Here is a 19,021-nt window from a genome sequence, read left to right as displayed (position 1 = left end):
TTTTTCTAACGCTACGCGTTAGGAATTACACCTAATAAAATAAATATACGTTTTTTCTAATGCGGAATCCGGATTTAAAGAGCTAGTTTATCTACAAACATTCTTTTTATAGATATATATTTTCTAACACGGATTTTGTTTGATAATCATCCCAAAATTCCGGGTTATAGTTAACTCGATCTATCGCAGTGTTTTTAATAGGGCGTAACCCTGGCCATTCAAAAGGAAGCTCAACAACATCTTTTGTTATTAAATCATAAAAAGACCTCTCTATACTAGAGACATTTTCCGTATAAGTACCATCTTCCATATATTGTTTTTGGATAGATCTAAATCCATAAGAGTCCCAGTAGTACAAAGAATCAGGTCCTATTTTACTATAAGTGTTTATTTGCTCTTGTTTAATTACTGTCTTCTCTACTTGTTTTTGGGTAGTGGAATATCTAAAATACTTATCCCACTCTTGGCTTGAAAGAGTAGTTTCCCAGTTTTCGATGAGTTTAACCACTGCAAAATCTTGCTTATTAATGTAAATAATCCCCGAATACTTAGTAGGATAGTCCTTGTTGGTATAATTCCATTTGTTGCGATCCACCGAAAAAGAAATCGCATAGAGCCCTTGTTGTTCTAATGCTTGTTGTTCTACAAAAGCAAGCTTGAACTTTTTGTATTTTCTTTTATGTAAAATATTAGAATAACGCAGTCCATTCATTCTAAGGATATAGAAATCTAAAACAGCCTTAAATTTATCCTTTTCCTCTGGCCTTACATAATTCCATTTAAATTCCTGGACCTGTTGTCTTTCCCCATTATAAGAATCATAACCAAAAGCAAATTCATTATTGATAAACTCCACATCCACTACCATAGAGTTATCTACCTGATTCATTGCCTTGTTATAAGAAGTGAAATTATGTCCAGTTAAAGGATTGTTATTCTTTCTTTGATCAATGGCTTTTTTCAATACCTGAGCAGGACTTAACGATATACTAACCACTATCTCGGGTAATTCGTCAAAATTAGGCTCCAAAAAAAGTTGCTTGCTTAACTGATTGTTATCCATTATTAAACTATGATAACCTAAAAGCTGTACTTGAATTTTTTGGTTTTCCTTAGAGAGTGCCTCAAATGGAATTTCAAAATTCCCATTCTGATCACTAACTTGGTATAAATTCTGCCCAATGACAGATATTACAGCATATTGTAATGGTTCATTAGTTGCTTTATCAATAATAGTTGCTTGATATGGTTCTTTACTAGCTAGAAATGCTGCTTTATCTAGCCCTTTTTGTACCATCGGATTTTCCTTATTTGTTTTTAAAGAATCCTTTAAAGAGGAATCCGCAGTATTACTAGATAATATAAAGGATTCTTGATTGCTTTGTTTGGCGTTACTCAAAAAAAGATAACCATCGTGTAAGGAGGATAAATTTTCCGTGGTAAACGCAACAAAATCTAATAAACGAGTAGTCATTGGCTGGCTTAAAAAATCACCTTGGGAAGAGACATAAAACTCACCTGGACCATATTTTAGAAGTGTATCTTCCAAAGACCCAGCTTGAATAGGAGTATCAAACCAACTTTTCTCCATCTTATCGTAAATACTATCATTTCCATGCAAAGTAGCAATGCTGTATACTTTGTCTTTTAAGGCATTTTTTAGATGACTACCCATCGATTTAAACTCCCTGGTGTTTTGTCTGCTACTTTGAGAAGTGTCATACATCACATGGATATTATCTGCCCAAACTATGATCTTTTCTTGTGGATTTTTCTGAACATACTCCAATAAATTATCAGCCATTTGCTTATCTCTGTTATTGTAATGACTATTTACAAAATCCGTTGTAGCCTCATAGGATTCATAATCATAGGCATCTTGAATTAAGGAAAGTAAACTCTTAGAGAACCGAATCCAATACCAATTTTGTTCACTATAAGGTTTATTTTCAAGGGACTTGATTATTTGTTTTACTTGATTCTCTACTCTTTTAAAAGACAAATCGTCTTGATCGAGCTTAAAATTCTCTAAGACCCCTTCTAAAACAAGAGCAAAATCATCTGGGTCCACTTTGAGCTGTATTTGATTTTGATCTAAATAATTTAAGAAATCTTCTAAAAACGGATCGCTAGATAAAAACTGAGAATCAAATCCGATTACCTTTAAATTGTTATCTACCAAATAATCCACCACCCTTTGAAAATCTTTACTACTAGACCAAACACTATAAATACTGTTTTTAAAGTCTTGTTCATTTAAAGGTCCTTGCCCTAATTTATAGATATCATACATCGGAGCTTCTATGGCAAAGGTAGTAAAGCCTAATTCTTGATGTAAGAATTCCACCAAACGCGCTTTACTTTGAAAAATACTACCATACATATGGGTATACTCACCTAATAAAACTAGTTGTTTATCCTTTAGATCCTGTTTTAAAAACGATAAATCTTCATAAGTGGTACTATTTCCATTTTGCAAAGCAATCACTTGATTTACCTGGGCATGTACACTAAACTCAAACAAAGAAAAAATAAGCAATATCCCAAAAAAACCGCGCATATGAAATCTGTTTTAATAATTTAAGTAAGACAATATAATAATCTAATTCTCTTATTTTAAAATAATTAACTAAACATTATCATAATAACTGAGTTAAATACATTTCAGATCTTTAAAAACATAACATATAAGTAGGTAAGTAAAATTTGGTTAATCTATCTCTAAGGTAGAATAACTCAAATCAATGTTTTTAAAAAAACACATAAACAAGCAATTTACTGTTTATTTACAATTACTAATCTCAAGCTTAAAGAAACACTTGTTCCAAGTATCCATCTTTGGAAAAGTTCTCTTAGTAGAATATTGTAATATTTGTATTATTGGGGTTGAATAAAAGTGATTTGCACCACACCAAGCACTAGTGATAAAAGACACCTGAATCCTATCTACTTCTAAAGATCTGTTAGAATTCCAAAAAGTAAAATGCTCAAAAGAATAAATCATTGATAAATTTATTTTAATCTAACATTTGCTTTAAAAAGACTATGGTAAATATTCCGGGGTAAATTAAACAGATGAATCATTGATCTAATTTCACCCAAATAATAAAATATACTAGAATCCTATTGTTCTTAAAAATTAAAGCCCACTACTACAAAAAACTAATAAAATAACATACCTGCCCCCTCTCTGGTCTCCAATCTATATTTATTTGAAATACTTATGTGGGGTTTCTCTTTGGTATTTTTTGAAAAATTCTATGAAAGCACTATCACTTGAAAATTCTAAATCATACGCTGTTTCACAAACATTTTTACCTTGTGCTAACAGCTCTATTGACTTTTGAAGACGCCATTGTTGTCTCCACTGTTGATAAGACATTCCTGTTTGTTTTAAAAAAATGCGCGTTATGGTTTTCTGACTAGCACCAACTTCATTTGCAAATTCTTTTAAAAACTTAGGCTTAGATTCGCCTTGATTCCAAAGCTCAACATGATGCTTAATTCTTGGATCTTCAGGAACCAATAGGGTAAGGTTTTGTTTGGGAGCATTATAGAATTCTTCCCAAAAAAGGGATAATGTGTTCTTTTGTAAATCCACAGACATATCCCAGGGCCAAAAAGAAATTCTTTCTATTAATTCCTTTAATAATCCATTTACATGGAATATTGAAAATTGGGACAAATCATCCAAACACACTGATTCATGGAAATAAATAGAGCGGTAAGCAACCACATTTTTCATCGTTATTCGATGTGGGTAGCAAGGTGGAATCCAAGCCGCCATTGTTGGAGGTAAGATGCTTTGTTGATTACCACTAGTAATGGTCATACATCCACTTGGAGCAAATAAAAGTTGTGCCATACCATGTTGATGTAATCCCGAATCGTGACTTGTAAAGTTTGAAGCAATACCAATTACCGCTTTTCCTATCTCATCGGGATTAAAATAACTTTCTTTAGATAAAAATGCCATCTGTCTTTATTTCGATATTTTATGTCTTAATACCATTATTAAGATAGCTAAGCTAAAATTTATTTTTGCAAAAAAAAATTAGAACACATAAATAAACAGAAATGAAAAACAAACCACACCTATTGCTATTAATTATACTGATAATGTTCCCACAGTTTATTGAAACTATTTACAGCCCTGCATTACCCAGTATATCACAAAGCTTTGATGTAACCCATCAAAAAGCCTCACAAACCATATCGGTTTATTTTTCCGCCTTTGCACTCGGGGTAATTTTTTGGGGTATTGCAGCCGATAAAATTGGTAGACGTAAGGCTATGATTTACGGTTTACTTACCTACTTCCTAGGATCAATACTAGCTTTGGTAGCCACTAATTTCGATATAATTATCATTGCAAGAATAATCTCAGCCTTTGGTATAGCTGTGGGGTCTGTAGTTACCCAAACTATCTTTAGGGATATCTACGATAGAAAACAACTCGGAAAAATGTTTTCTATCATAGGGATTGCTCTTTCAATCAGCCCGGTTATTGGTCTTGTAACGGGAGGGATTATTGTCAAGTATTACGGAGTTATTGGCGTTTTTTCTTGTCTTGTCTGTTTATCTTTTGTCCTTGGAATTACCTGCTTTAAATTCCTTCCAGAAACAAAGAAAGAATCAAATATAAAAACCACTTTCAAAGAATTATTTCTAGAATTACTTTGTGATCCATTAATCTGGATAAGCGCGTTTTTAATCGCTGTATTTAATGTAATGTTGTTTAGTTACTATGCCTTAGCTCCTTTTATTTTTGATAAACTAGGATATAGTTCCATTGAATTTGGATATAGTGGTGTTTTATTAGCGGCAAGCTCCTTAATTGGTGGTATAATCAACAAAAAACTGGTACATAATAATATTTCACCAACTTTTTTAATCTTAGCAGCTTCCTTTATTGCAAGTATTGGCGCTCTAGGAACATTACAACTACAAGATAGTTTGTATTTTTTAATACCTGTGGCTTTTGTTGTCATTGCCTTTAGCATCGCTATTCCTAATATACTAAGTGAGGCTTTGGTTAAATACAACAATAATGCTGGCACAGCAGCAGCATTCTTTGGTCTAGTCTACTATATCTTAATTAGCATTGGACTTACTATTTCTGGATGGATTCAGAACTTAGGTTTAATACTAACTATACTATCTAGTCTTTCTATTATTCTTGCCCTATTTTATAAAAAGACATCCTCCTGCAAAGTCCAAAAATATACTTAAATAAAAATATTTGACTGTTTAAGAGGGTGTAATAAATTGAAATTTATACAACAAAATAAAAGCTACCAGTATTACCTAAATTCGCATTTTTATGCAAATTCAAAATTTAATTATTATAGAAAATAAAATAGTGAAAGTTAGCATTGAAATGCTCCTATTTAAAAAAGACAATACTCACCTGTTTACTAACTATTATGGGAGTCCTTAATTAACTGCAGAATTAAAAAATAAAGGAGTTAAAATATCGCAACCAACAGTGGTTAAGTATAAAAAAGAATTAGGATTAAAGAGACATTTGGCGCATAAATTTCGTATTAATATAGATTATAAACACAGTTATTTAGTAGCCAATAATCTCTTGTTATACAAAATGCTCCTTCTAAAGCATGGGTGTCTGCTATTACCTACATTGCCATTAAAGGTAGCTTTGTTTATCTAACTACAATCATAGATTTACAGGATCTTAAACCAGTAGGATGGAGTATTAACAAGGATATGAGCGAAGATAAAATTACTCTTACAGCCTTTAAAATGGCTAATAAAAGTCCCTTTGACAAAGGATTAATTTGTTACTCTGAGCAAGGCTTTCAATAGGTTAATAAGAAACTTATTAACTATTTAGATTCTCTTGGTGTAACAACAAGTATAAGCAGAAAAGGAAATTGTTGGGATAATGCAGTAGCAGAAAGATTTTTTAAATTTCTTAAAAAATCAGATTATTTATGGAAGTCTATTAATTAGTAGAGTATAGATCATAAAGTCAGGTCTTTGAAGATATTGAGCTTTGATACAATAAAAAAGACGACACACTCACCTTGGATGTTATACAATAGAGGAATATAACCAAATAAGGCATTATAAAAAAGTAGCTTAACTAATACTCCGGGTTTGGTAGGATATCCAGTTTCAAATATAGTTAATAATTCTTAACTTTTAAGGTCGTTTATAACGTGCATTTTTCTATCTATAATCAATGGTTTAGACAGATAGTAAATTACATTTTCTAGTTTAAAAGATACTATTACCACAGATAATGAAATCTAGTTTATACATGTTTTTCTAGATAAGTTAGATACGCAACAACTGGGCGCTGAAACTTTAACTTCCTTTGAAAAAAAAGTAGGGCGCGTGGTATCTTTTAGCGATACTTTATTTGCATAACCACAAGTTTTGAGATTAATCTCTAAAAAAGAAAAAACCTATAACTCGTTGTGAATCATAGGTTTTGTGCTTTTTTGATGACTTTTGAAAAAGTTATCTTTTATAAATCAGCGGAGAAAGAGGGATTCGAACCCCCGGACCTGTGACAGTCAACGGTTTTCAAGACCGCCGCATTCGACCACTCTGCCATTTCTCCAGTGCATTACTTTTGTATTGCGAGTGCAAATTTATTATAATTTTTCGATAAGCCAAATATTTTTTAAAATAATATTACAAAAAAATAAAAATTATATATAAGTCATTAAAAACTTGAAAGTTAGAATTCATGTGCCAATTATATATGTACTAACCCACTGGCATCAGGCTTATTTTAAATTAAAAACTAGCCATTACATATCTCAAGATAAGTTAAAAAAGGCCAAAGAAAGATTCTCTATATAAGAAAAGAGATGAAAAATTTTCTCATCTCTTTTCTTTGTTATTTACTTAGACTGTAAATAATTAATAGCCTCATTTAACACTCGGTCTTGAAAATCTACAGAGTTCATTTGAGATAGTTCTTCTTGGGTTGGTGGGGTTACGTAAATATCGGGTTTAATACCAACTCCTTCCACTACAACACCATCTGCATCTTTCATGGCCAATAAAGGCATGTAGAAGGTAAGTTTCCCTCCTGCAATTGCATCTCGAGTTCCACCATTAAAATCATCCACTGTTCCTAGTCCAGCGGTGGCTCCTGCGCTATAATCACCAATACTCACCACGTGATTTCCTTGTGATTTTAGCATCAGGGTAGTTATCTCTGACATACTAGCGCTTCCTTTATCGGTTAAAATCGCAATCGGAATATTGGATGGAATTCCAAAAGCATGTGGTTTGGTATGCGCCGCTACCCAAGGAGTGTAATTAAATCTACCGTTACCCTCTCTTGTTCTTTGGTAGGCAAAGGTGGTTTCTGTGGTAATGAACCGATCTGAAATAAAACGAGCATCAACTACAGCACCTCCCCCATTGGAACGCAAATCAATTACAATTTTCTTAATCTCTCCTTGAGAAAGTGGATTCAAGAATTTTTGATAAAACTCTCCTCGGGTTAATACCTGGTTTATAGCTGCTGTTAATTGTGGGAAATTATATCCAAAATTAACATGATTATTCATAAGTCCAATAAAGTAACTAACATAAGCTGCGGTTAGCTCATTATAATAAGGACCATATGGACCAGTTGTGTTGTACCTTGGTAATGCATTGTATGCAATTGCAAGATTTTGTGCTGCCAGCATTAAATTATCACTGACAAGTTCTGTGGCGCTAAATTTTTTAGATTCCTCTAAAAAGACTTTAAATTCATCAGATTGGTTAAACTCATTATACTGATTTAATATATTAATTGTTATATCCCTAATTACATTTCGCATATTATCATCCGCAATGGATTTTAATGCCTGGTTATTAGTTAGAATCTCTGGTGTTAGAACAAACGAGTTCCCCGCCCCTGGATTCAAGTAATTATCTGCAAGGGTTATTTTTAAATTATTTGTAACGGCAAATTGGCTATAGGTCAAATAATATATTTCTGGATTATCCGTTAAATTTCCCGCAATAATATCTAAACTTGGAGAATTTAATTTAAAAGCATTACTGTCAACTCGACCTTGCATATACCCATATTTTTGGGCAAATGGATAGGTTGTTGGCCTTTGCTGATCAAGCATTCCTCCATAAAAAGTAACCGTGCGAATAATATTTTTATTTGTTGCAGGAAACTGAATTTGTACGTAAAAGTGACGATCAATAAAAGGGTTTATAATCTCTTTGAAGTACTTCTCAGCAGTTAAATAATCTTCATTAATTTGACCGTCTTGTTCATTGGCTCTTCCATAGGTTTTCAATGCTGCAAACTTAGGTTGATATTCTTTATATACAGCATCCCAATCTAAGCCACCTTGCAATTTTTGCTCATAAAAATAATTATACTGTTGATCCATTGTTTTCCAAAAAACGGTAAATAAATCTTCGTATGATTGTACATCATTTGCTGTGAATCGTCTTGGGTCTGTAATGGTAATATCATCATCGTGTGAACAAGAATTTAAAACTGTTAAAGAAGATAATGATAATATAGATAAGCTAACTATAGCTAATTTATTTTTTACTCTTTTCATCGTGTCTGATTTAATTAAAATTTATACGCAGCTCCTATTGAAACCATATGAGTGTCTCTGGTTATCTTTTTATTTCCAGGACTTTTATATTTATAAGTATCTGTCAAACCATATAAATAATTATAACCTAAGTAAAGGTCTATTTTATCAATTGAGTAACCAACTTGTATTTGTCCTTGTAAGCCCATAGATACCCTATGGTATTGATTTTCATTTTTCTTAAAATCGTATTTTTCAGAAACTTTAGTATAATTAAAGGACCCATCGGGTTGTAATTCTGGGAAAACAGGATATTGGCCATTAACCTTTGATTTAGCCCAGTATTCACCATAAATCCCTCCGGCAGCTTTAACCCAAATCCCATCTGATGTATGGGGATTATTTATTAAATATCCCCCGACTAACAAAGGAATTGCAATAAAGTCATTATTGTACTTAGAGTACCAACCCTCACGGGAGCCCGTTCTTTTAAACTCATAATTTCTTTGTAAGTAAGAGACTCCTGTGGATACAAACAAACTCCTATATACGTTCATCTCCGCCGCAACATTAATTCCAAACCCACCTCGTGACTCATATTTGGAATCCACTAGATTGGAAATATTTGCATTTAATGAAGTATTGGTATAACCAGCGTCGATCCCTACTTTAAATCGACTATTTGTTTGTTGTGTCTGTCCGTAGATACTTAGACTAAACATCGAAAGGATAATAGCTGATATGCTATATAATTTTGTTGAGATCATAAAATATTAATTATTTAGGTTTTTCTAAAGTAATAAAAAATAACATAATTTTAAAATAAATTTAACAAACAATTTTAAAACAATACGAAATATTATACTGAAACAACTTAATTATCTAGTATTTTATTTGGTTTTATTAGTATTTTTCAAAACAATTTATTTCTTTTATCACTAATAAAAAAAAGGTGAATTAAACTAAAAATTACCATTTTTATAAATTAATAGTAGATCAGCCGAAGCCTTATTTTTCTATGAAATAAATCATCTAAAGAAAAAACACCAATTGTAGAAAAGCAATATATTAATTCAGCTATGTTAAGACCTACCCTTAAAAATATCCTATAAAAATAGAAAACAAGCGAGCCTACCACTGGCTGGCTTGTATAGTAAATACATCAAAAAAAAAACACTAGTATATAAGGTTATAGATAGCCTATGATAATAGGCGGTTTACTTTTATTAAAACAAGCTCCCCCTTACATTTATGGTAAGTTTGGTTTTCTTGTAACTCCTAGTTCTACAAAACCTAAATACGTTTGTTTTTTTTTAAAATAATTATCTGCACATGTCTTATAACAACCTTTACGAAAAAATCCTGTAGTCCCCGTAGTTACTTTCCAAGAAATAGAGAAGTTTTTTTTTAATCTATTTTGATTTTAAAATTTACTCTAACACGCAAACATCCCTAGGCCTTACATTGTTAGTTCTATAGGTTTTAACCCTTGGTTCTTTAATTTCTCAAAGGTGATATTTCTGTTTACTAATTGGCAATAGCATTTTTTAAAATCCAAAATATTTATGCAAGTTTAATTAACAACTATCCATTTTCAATAGATGTGTAAAATGTAAAAAGGAGAAATAAAAATAATTTCTCCTTTTTTATAAATTCTATTACCAATCGAGCTTTTTTATAAAATCGTTTTATTGGTGCTTATAGCAATTCTATTCCATGCATTGATGGTGGTAATGGCCATAATTATCTGAGCGATATAATTTGGATTAAATAAAGACTCCGCTTGCAAATAGGTTTGGTCATCAACACCGCTTTCTCCGATTAAGGTGATTTGCTCTGTTAAGGCTAAAATAACTCTTTCTTCTTGGGTAAATAAACTTGTTTCTTTCCAAGCATTTAATAGAAAGATTCGTTGATTTGACTCTCCATTTTTAATAGCCGTCTTGGTATGCATATCGATACAAAAGGCACAGCCGTTTATCTGAGACGCTCTTATTTTAATTAACTCTAAATGCGTTTTTGACAAACTTGAGGTTTGCAAATAGTTTTCCAAAGCGAACATTAATTTGTAAGCTTGTGGCTCTAATTCTTGTAAATTGATTCTTTTTTGCATGACTTATATATTAATTTCACACAAAAGTAAAGAGCCTAATTGGCAAAAAACTTAATCTATCTTAAGTCAAGGCTTTTTTTAATTTTACTAAAATACTCCGGTGTCATATTCAAATAAGAAGCAAGATAAGACTGGGGTATTCTATTGATAAAATCAGGGAAATTCGAGGCAAAATGTTGATAATACTCCGCTTTGGAAAATTCGCTTTGAAATTTAAACTTAAACTGTGAGGCTGCATAAGCTCTTTGATAAATCACTCTAAAGTACCGCTCTAAAATTGGAAACTCCTCTAAGAGTAACTCTTGGTTTTTATACGATATTTCTAAAACCACTGTGTCCTGAATGGCTTGTAAGAAAAAACCAGAATTGGATTGGTTGGTAAAACTAGAATAATCAGTTATCCACCAATTCTCTATAGCAAACTGTAGGGTTTGTTGGCTTGCATTATTATCTATAAAAAATAACCCCAGGCAGCCTTTGACAACAAAATAATGATTAATATTTTTATTAATCTCACTGAACAATATTTCTTTTTTTTAAATTCTTTTCGTGAAAAATAACAAAGTATTTTATCGTGATCCATATTGTTTATATCTGTAAAGAGTAACATGTGATTTATAAGATTTTCTTTCATTTTAAAGGCTTATTTAATAGTGAGATTTACTTGAATAATGCTGTATACAAAATAAGAATATTAAAAATAAATCATTGTGAAGATTTATCGTTATTAATTACCTGTTTTTTTACCTATTACCTATTATGTACCTAATTCCGTTGAGCAAACAGCTTGTGGATTAAACATGCTTTTTTTAAAGCTTACTACAGTGTCTGTTTTTTTTCTTTAAAAACTCCTTTTAAAAAAATCACATGTTCCATTTATACAAGTTTCAGAGAAATCTTATTGATAGATTAGCCAAAAATAACACTTATGAAAAATTATTTACTTTTGGTTTTTCTTCTATTAAGTATAACCAATAAAGCGCAAGAAAATTATTCCACCTTAACCCAATTAGCTTTAGAAACGATGTGGAATGCAAAAGATTCAAACGATACCAAAAAAGCATTAGAACTTTATCAACAAGCATTTGGTTTATTTCCCGATAGTATTGATCAACTTGGATTATACAAAGCCTCTGTTTTGGCTTCCCAGCTTAAGGATTACGATACGGCCTTTAGCTATCTTATACCCTTAACCCAAAACACGGATCAAAATAACAAATCCTTACCTTGGAGCTATATCCTTGGGAAATATTCCCAAAAGGAATACCAAAATCTACTATTAGATCCAAGATGGGAACAACTTAAAGACAAAGCAGAATTAGATAAAACAGCTTTTTATAATCAACTAAATCAAAATCAAAAAGAATTCTTTCAAACAAAGCAATATCAGTTTAATACAAAAAATCCAGAGCAATTATATTTTGAGTTAAAAAACCACAATCCCTATATTGCTAAAAATCATAGAGATTATTCAATTACATTTACTATAAATGATTCTACTAAAACCTCTTACTTTATACACTTACCAAAAAATTATAATCCTCGAAAAAAATATCCTTTATTATTCTTTTTACATGGAGCTGTAAAAAGCAACTCCTTAACTGACTATCAACTCAGTGAATGGAATTTGCAGCACTGGAATAGATTCTACACCAAGTATGCCGATTTAAATCAGGTTATTTTAGTCTTTCCAAGAGCAAACAAACAATACAATTGGATGTCTCCCGATGATGGCTTTTTTATGGTTCCACAGATCTTAAGACAAATAAAACAAGCTATTCATATTGATGATAACAAAGTCTTTATCTCTGGACACTCTAACGGGGCAACTGGTTCATTTTCGTATTTAATGAAAAAGCCGACCGATTTTGCCGGTTTCTATGGGTTTAATACCTACCCAAAGGTTTTTACTGGTGGAACTTTTTTAGAGAATATTAAAAACCGCTCATTTATTAATTTTTCTACCGACCAAGACTATTACTACCCCCCAAATGCCAATGATAGCTTAACAAAAAAAATGGCCGATATTCAAGCCAATTACAAAGAATACCGCTACAATGGTTTTCCGCATTGGTTTCCCGAGTTTGATGAATCTGAACAGGCTTATGAAATTGTATTTAATGATATAAATACGCGACAAAGAAATCCTTTTCCCGAAAATATTTCTTGGGAATTCGATCAGGAAGACTATGGAAATATAGATTGGATTTCACATATAAAAATTGACACTATAAACCCAAAGGCACCCGAGGATAACCAACTGAATTTTAAAATAAATAAATGGTTGGTTTACAATGACAAGGATAGCCTAGTGAGTCAAGATGCAGATATAAACGCATTTGCCTTCCCAAGAAAATCCGGCAAGATATTAGCTAAATACCATAACAATGAATTTCACATAACAACCAGTGGTATCGAGTCCTTCTTTATTCTTATCTCCCCGGAAATGGTAAATCTTAAAAAACAACTAAAAATCTATGTTAACAATAAGCTATATTACCACCAAAAAGTAGATTTTAATAGGGAATTTATGCTAGAAAATTATAAACTAAACCACGACTCACAACAAGTTTGGATAAACCAAATTCCAATAAACTTAATTCAAGGTAAACCAAAATAAGTATTGGATATTTCTTTGTACAAAACAAAGTAGATTTACTTTACTTTAATTACCCTTGTCAATTACCCAAGGCACCACCAAATAGTATAGATTCCCTTATTTTTATAGGTAATCTTAAAAAAACTAACGAGGTAGGTTAAATACAAAAAAAGTAACGCAATCTTTTTTAAAAATAGACTTTGTACTGTTTTTATAAAACGTTATTTACTATCACGATTTATTAAAAAAATAAAGTGTAAACAAGTTATTATTAATAAAGAAATAGCAACCTGAAAAAAAAAAGCAAATCACAACCCTCGGGTTATAAGATATTTATATAAAAAGCAATAATAAAAACAGAAATTCTCCTTTAAAAGTCTTGTGGTTAAGATAAATTATACTATTTTTGCCGCAGCAATATCCAAAAAGATATATGCACTGGAGAAATGGCAGAGTGGTCGAATGCGGCGGTCTTGAAAACCGTTGACTGTCACAGGTCCGGGGGTTCGAATCCCTCTTTCTCCGCAATAAATACTGATACTTAATCAGTTAAAGAATAAACACCCAATTTTACACCCACAAATGTAAAGTTGGGTTTTTTTATGGAGTTTATTTTGGTAAATTAGTATACGTCTTAAAACTAAATTGGACACCTTCTTGAAGAAAAAAGATAGTGTTTGTTTTATAAATTAGTATTTTTTCTTGATTATACAATTGTCTTCTTTTCGCAATTGTTTTTTGTTTAATAATTCATAAGAGAGTCTAACGAAAAAATTTAATGATAAATTAAGTGTAGAAGAGAATAGTATGGTTGAATTAAAAATTCCTTGAGTTATAATTGGCAAGAAACAATATGATCAAGTTGAGCAATCTATTAGATTCATTATTTCAGAGCCTGATATCAATAGTGAACAAAGAAAATGCAAAACAATTTTAGTAGGTAAAATGTTAACCATTGGACTCAAGACAAATTTGACTCTCAAAAAATAAGAGTAAAAAACTCCTTGTCGAAACGATAAAAAACGAGGAGATTTATGCATGCAAATGGGATGATTTATTTAAAATATTAGATATAAGACATAAGCACTTAATTGATAATCTTGATTTTAAAAAGACAATTATTGAAAATCTTTTAGAAGGTAATCAAAGTACTGAGCTTGTAATAATTCTCACAAAAAAAACTATGGGATAACATTGACAGCTTCTAACATACAGGCCTAAATGGTTGATACTTGATAAGATTACGGTTTAATTATATAACCCTAAAAAATCCAATTATCATGTTTAATCTATATATTTAACTGGAATAAAGTTGTGGAACAGACATACATTATTGTTAACTTTAAAAGACAATTTAACAATGATTAAAAATGAAACTTGAAAAACCACCAAAATATGAATTAAATATTGACTATCTTCAAAGAATTTGGAGCGGTGAATTCAAAGATTTTATCATTAAATCAGACCAGAAATATTATTATTGGGACGATATTAAGTATAAAAAAGACGTACCTTTTGAGTCCCAGATTGACAATTGGATTTTATTAAAAACTTACAGAACTTCTAAATATCAAAAAATAACTTTTGGCTCTTATAGTTTCAGATATTTTCAATCAGAATATATTTCTAAAAACTTATATGATTTTGATTTAAAGTTAATGGGTGGATTACAACAAAATCCTATTCTTGCATCTGATAGAATGGAATTTTTTAAAAACTCACTACTAGAAGAAGCTATTGCTTCTTCTCAAATAGAAGGCGCTGCTACAACAACTGAGGTAGCAAGGGAAATGCTTAAGACAGGAAGAATTCCAAGAAATGAATCAGAACAAATGATATTCAATAATTTTAGAGCAATTGAATATATAAGTGAATTTGTAGATAACAATATTGATTTTAAGCTTATAATTGATTTACATAAAATCATGACTGCCAATACAGATGCAGAGAAATATTCAGGCGACTTTAGAGATGGAGAAGTTTATGTCACAGATCATGTAGATGGCGAAATTGCGCACATTCCTCCTCATTGGAAAGAAATTAAAGTATTAATGGGTGAATTATGTGAATTTATTAATGATGAAAAAAGCTTCATTCATCCTATAATAAAAGCTTCTATAATACATTTTATGATTGGTTTTATACACCCATTTAAAGATGGAAATGGTAGAACAGCAAGAGCTTTATTTTATTGGTATTTATTAAAAAAAGGTTATTCCTTAGTAAGAAACATTTCTATATCAAGAGTCATTTTAGAGTCAAGATCTCAATATGACAAAGCATTTTTAAAAACAGAGTATGACCAAAACGATTTAAATTATTTTATAACCTATTCTATTAAAAATATAGGTATTGCATTTGAAAAATTAACTCAATATCGAGACAAAAAGCTTGAAGAAAGAAAAAAGGCCAACCTTATTTCTTATGAATTACTTTCTAAAGGTTTAAATAAAAGACAAGCTGATTTGATAGGTTTTTTATACTTAAAGGAAAAAAATAATATAACTTTAAGTTCTTATGCAGAAAAGCATAAAGTTGTTAGGCAGACAGCAAGTAAAGACTTAAGTGAGCTTATTAAATTAGGTTTATTGGTTGAAGATAAATCAACAAAACCATTTAAATATACTTTACAAAATAGAAAAGCAATATCTGAGTTTATCAAATAAATTTTAATTTGGTATTAAACTCTATTAGACATAGCTAATATATGCTTCTTATTTAAATATGTTATATCTGAATAAAATACCCAACTTTACATTTTTTGGTGTAAAATTGGGTTTTTATGCTTTATCTGATTAAATATCAGTACTTATTTCGTAAAAAGAGGGGTTGCTTCTGTTACTCTGTATGCTTTACAAATAGAGATGTTCACTTGAGCACCTTATTCGGAAAGTTTTTAAAGTATGATTGGAATAACTTGATTTTATACCTATCTGTCAAGTAATAAATGTAACGGGTAAAAAAGTTGACTTGGAAGTTTAACGTAAATTCTAATTGTCAAATTGGGTTAATTGTTGTTCGCTTTTAAAGCATGTAACACCAGAGTTGCAAAATAGTGATTTAGGGTAAATTATAAAGTTTACTTCTTTCTTTTTCGCTACTTCTTCAAACTGCGACACGTAAGGGGTAATTTGTACTAGGTAATTATTCAAGTAAAACCCTTCATTATAAAAAAACAAGCAATGATTTTTATCCCTGGTTTTGCTTGTTCTGCAGAAGTTTGGGATGAAACTATTGCTAAATTTGAAAATAAATACACTTGCTACTCTTTGACAATGGCAGGTTTTGCAGGTTTTGAACCACAAATCAATTCAAGTTTTGAAAATTGGGTAATCTCTATTGCAGACTTTATTAAGGATAACAAAATTGAAAAACCAATTATCGTAGGACACAGTATGGGGGGAGCTATGGCATTAGCAATTGCTTCTGACTACCCAGATTTGATTGATAAGATAATTGTAGTTGATGCACTGCCTTGTTTGTTCGCATTAGCCAATCCTTCGTTTGAATCAAAACAGAATAATGACTGTTCTGCAGCTGTTGATCAAATAACTGCAATGTCTGACCAACAATTTTACCAAATGCAAAAACTGTCAATTCCCCAAATTTTAGCCGATACTACAATGCAAGAAAAAGTTGTAAATTGGAGTGTAAAATCCGACAGAAAAACTTTTGCTGAAATGTATTGCGATTTTTCAAACACAGACTTAAGAGAGAAAATACAAAATATAAAATGTCCAAGTTTAATTTTATTAGAATCCTATTTCGCTTATATGAAGCCAGCTATTAAAGTTGCCTAATTTTTAGATACTTCTTTTTTTTTAGCTCCAGAAATAACCCAGAGCAGATGCTATAGGTATTTTTATTAAATTAGCAATCACAACAAACCTTTACCTGGTAGAACTTACTAATTGCTGATTTGTATAAAAGTGAACACTCTTTTTAAAATGAACTATTTCACTTTTAAAATCAAAATAACAAAATACCAGTTGTATAAATCTTAATTGACTTATTTTAAATGAAACCAGTCTTTACTCCCGTTACAGATCAGTGGAAAAGAAAACCTTATTTTGATTATTTTTTTAAGAATATCAAAACAAAATACAATATAACCCACCATATAGATATAACGGATCTCTATACACAGATAAAAAATAATAACCTGAAGTTTTACCCTTCTTTTTTATTTGTTATAATGAAAATTATAAATCAAAACCAAGAGTTTAGAATGAGTTTTAATCAAGATGGAGTTTTAGGGACATGGAATTACGTAAATCCTTCCTATACTATATTTCATCAAGACGATAAAACCTTTTCTGATATATGGAGTGAATACAAGCCTAGTTTTAATGAATTTTATCAAGAGATAATCAAGGATATTGAAAAATACAAAAATGTTAGAAAAATCAAGGCCAAAGAAAATCGCCCTGACAATTTCTGTCCCATATCTGCAATTCCATGGTTAAGTTTTGAGAGTTTTAGTCAAGATACTTACCATGAAAATTCCTTTTTATATCCCATTATAAGATTTGGAAAATATTACAAGAAAAAAGACCGGGTTTTCCTTCCCCTTTGCGTGTTTGTAAATCATGCCGTAGCTGATGGTTATCACACCTGTAAACTGATAAACGAAGTACAGGATTTAGCCCAAAATGTCGATCAGTGGATTAAGAAATAAAAGCCGACTTTTATACCAGAGAATTACGGATTTATAATAAACTAAAATAGGTTTTTGTGTTTTTAATATTTGTCCACTATAAACCAATAGTTACTTGTACAAGTAACTTAATTAAGCAATATCTAAGCAGTAAATCTTTCCTAAAATAAATCTATTTGCCTTCAAATGGCCAAATGCCAGTTCTGACCCTATCTAATTATTGTAGAACTTATACCTTGTTAGAGCTGATAATTAAAGGTTTCTTGCTATACAACCTTTTGTTTTTTTACACAATATGCAATTAAAAAAGTTTTCTAGTTAAAGTAAATACCATAGGCGCTACTACCAAAAAAACAGCACTCCTTTTCACCCAACCCCATCCCCCCTATCCTATCTTGTTTTAAATCTTAAGAATCTGGGTGAGAAAATTCCTTTTACGTATTTATAATTAATTCAAAGATAATAAGTAACCACAAGGCTTAGAATCTGGTTAAAGTTTTATATTTACCTCAAATTACATTTATGAAAAAGGTATTATCTGTTTTACTATTCACTTTATTAATCATCATGATAAATGGTTGTAAAGAAAAAGAAGAGATTAAAAATTACAAAATAGAAAATTTAATAGGAACCTGGGAACTCTCCTCGGCTAAAATTTATGATAGAGAATTAAAATTCCTAACACAAACAGATCCTAAAGACCAATATGGATGTGGTTTTATTACATGGATCTACACCTCAGATAAAATACAAATCATTAATTACACAGGTAAAGACCAAAACGGCAATTGCCTTGAGCAAATAATTGATTTAACTTATACCCTTGAAAACAATAACATAATAACCTTAGATGAACTAGGTATAAAGGAAAAAATGCTTATAACGGATTTATCTAAAGATGAGCTGGTCTTTTTAACCCAATTACCCAATGAGAAAAATGATGATGCTAACTTTATCAAATATGTCAAAATTTGGTGCAAGAGAGTTAAATAAGAATTTTCCCACTATAAATCCAACAGTAATTATCTACTTACAAAATAAATAACCCTTTTTTTACTTGGTTGGTGCAAAATTAGTTTCTAAAAAAAGCAATTAAAAAATCCGCCTAAGGTAAA

Annotated in this window: 13 protein-coding genes and 2 tRNA genes; 8 read left to right on the top strand and 7 right to left on the bottom strand. The window is 30.8% G+C overall.

Features of this window, described 5'->3' with window-relative positions; all coding sequences use genetic code 11:
* Nucleotides 1–106 precede the first annotated feature (106 nt).
* Both ACYSNV_RS11275 and ACYSNV_RS11270 read right to left on the bottom strand, forming a co-directional pair.
* Entirely contained in the window at nt 107–2,560 is a 2,454-nt protein-coding gene (locus ACYSNV_RS11275; RefSeq protein WP_461762655.1) for an erythromycin esterase family protein, read from the bottom strand.
* 648 nt (nt 2,561–3,208) lie between these two features.
* Complete coding sequence (locus tag ACYSNV_RS11270) at nt 3,209–3,976, bottom strand: AraC family transcriptional regulator (protein ID WP_461762654.1); 768 nt, start codon at nt 3,974–3,976, stop codon at nt 3,209–3,211.
* Between the two features lie 101 nt (nt 3,977–4,077).
* Here ACYSNV_RS11270 and ACYSNV_RS11265 point away from each other — a divergent pair, with 101 nt between their 5' ends.
* Complete coding sequence (locus tag ACYSNV_RS11265) at nt 4,078–5,232, top strand: multidrug effflux MFS transporter (protein WP_461762653.1); 1,155 nt, start codon at nt 4,078–4,080, stop codon at nt 5,230–5,232.
* Nucleotides 5,233–5,622: 390 nt separating this feature from the next.
* On the top strand, nt 5,623–5,826 hold the full coding sequence (locus ACYSNV_RS11260; protein ID WP_461762652.1) for a hypothetical protein: 204 nt from the start codon (nt 5,623–5,625) through the stop codon (nt 5,824–5,826).
* Between the two features lie 678 nt (nt 5,827–6,504).
* On the opposite strand, the gene ACYSNV_RS11255 is transcribed toward ACYSNV_RS11260, so the two are convergent.
* The 5 genes from ACYSNV_RS11255 to ACYSNV_RS11235 all read right to left on the bottom strand — a co-directional run bounded on the left by ACYSNV_RS11255 (nt 6,505) and on the right by ACYSNV_RS11235 (nt 11,174).
* A tRNA-Ser gene (locus ACYSNV_RS11255) sits at nt 6,505–6,589 on the bottom strand.
* A 286-nt stretch (nt 6,590–6,875) separates the two neighbouring features.
* The gene (locus ACYSNV_RS11250; RefSeq protein ID WP_461762651.1) at nt 6,876–8,558 is read right to left on the bottom strand and encodes a S41 family peptidase; all 1,683 of its coding nucleotides are present in this window, start codon (nt 8,556–8,558) and stop codon (nt 6,876–6,878) included.
* Between the two features lie 14 nt (nt 8,559–8,572).
* Entirely contained in the window at nt 8,573–9,304 is a 732-nt protein-coding gene (locus ACYSNV_RS11245; RefSeq protein ID WP_461762650.1) for an outer membrane beta-barrel protein, read from the bottom strand.
* A gap of 908 nt (nt 9,305–10,212) precedes the next feature.
* Complete coding sequence (locus tag ACYSNV_RS11240; RefSeq protein ID WP_461762649.1) at nt 10,213–10,650, bottom strand: carboxymuconolactone decarboxylase family protein; 438 nt, start codon at nt 10,648–10,650, stop codon at nt 10,213–10,215.
* A 56-nt stretch (nt 10,651–10,706) separates the two neighbouring features.
* Complete coding sequence (locus tag ACYSNV_RS11235) at nt 10,707–11,174, bottom strand: Crp/Fnr family transcriptional regulator (RefSeq protein WP_461762648.1); 468 nt, start codon at nt 11,172–11,174, stop codon at nt 10,707–10,709.
* A gap of 404 nt (nt 11,175–11,578) precedes the next feature.
* Here ACYSNV_RS11235 and ACYSNV_RS11230 point away from each other — a divergent pair, with 404 nt between their 5' ends.
* The 6 genes from ACYSNV_RS11230 to ACYSNV_RS11205 all read left to right on the top strand — a co-directional run bounded on the left by ACYSNV_RS11230 (nt 11,579) and on the right by ACYSNV_RS11205 (nt 18,899).
* Nucleotides 11,579–13,270: an alpha/beta hydrolase-fold protein gene (locus ACYSNV_RS11230; RefSeq protein WP_461762647.1), complete on the top strand. Its 1,692-nt coding sequence runs from the start codon at nt 11,579–11,581 to the stop codon at nt 13,268–13,270.
* A 419-nt stretch (nt 13,271–13,689) separates the two neighbouring features.
* Nucleotides 13,690–13,774, top strand: a tRNA-Ser gene (locus ACYSNV_RS11225).
* A gap of 845 nt (nt 13,775–14,619) precedes the next feature.
* A complete protein-coding gene (locus ACYSNV_RS11220; RefSeq protein ID WP_461762646.1) occupies nt 14,620–15,915 on the top strand; it encodes a Fic family protein in 1,296 nt (431 codons plus the stop codon).
* 516 nt (nt 15,916–16,431) lie between these two features.
* The gene (locus ACYSNV_RS11215) at nt 16,432–17,049 is read left to right on the top strand and encodes an alpha/beta fold hydrolase (protein ID WP_461762645.1); all 618 of its coding nucleotides are present in this window, start codon (nt 16,432–16,434) and stop codon (nt 17,047–17,049) included.
* 218 nt (nt 17,050–17,267) lie between these two features.
* Nucleotides 17,268–17,927, top strand: coding sequence for a CatA-like O-acetyltransferase (locus tag ACYSNV_RS11210; protein ID WP_461762644.1), 660 nt, complete (start codon nt 17,268–17,270; stop codon nt 17,925–17,927).
* Between the two features lie 501 nt (nt 17,928–18,428).
* Nucleotides 18,429–18,899 (top strand): lipocalin family protein, encoded by a 471-nt coding sequence (locus ACYSNV_RS11205; RefSeq protein ID WP_461762643.1) that lies wholly within the window; start codon nt 18,429–18,431, stop codon nt 18,897–18,899.
* The last annotated feature ends 122 nt before the right edge of the window (nt 18,900–19,021 follow it).

The organism is Myroides sp. LJL119 (genome assembly GCF_054871605.1).
The sequence above is the reverse complement of the archived record's forward strand: the minus strand, read 5'-3'. Positions and strand labels throughout refer to the sequence as shown.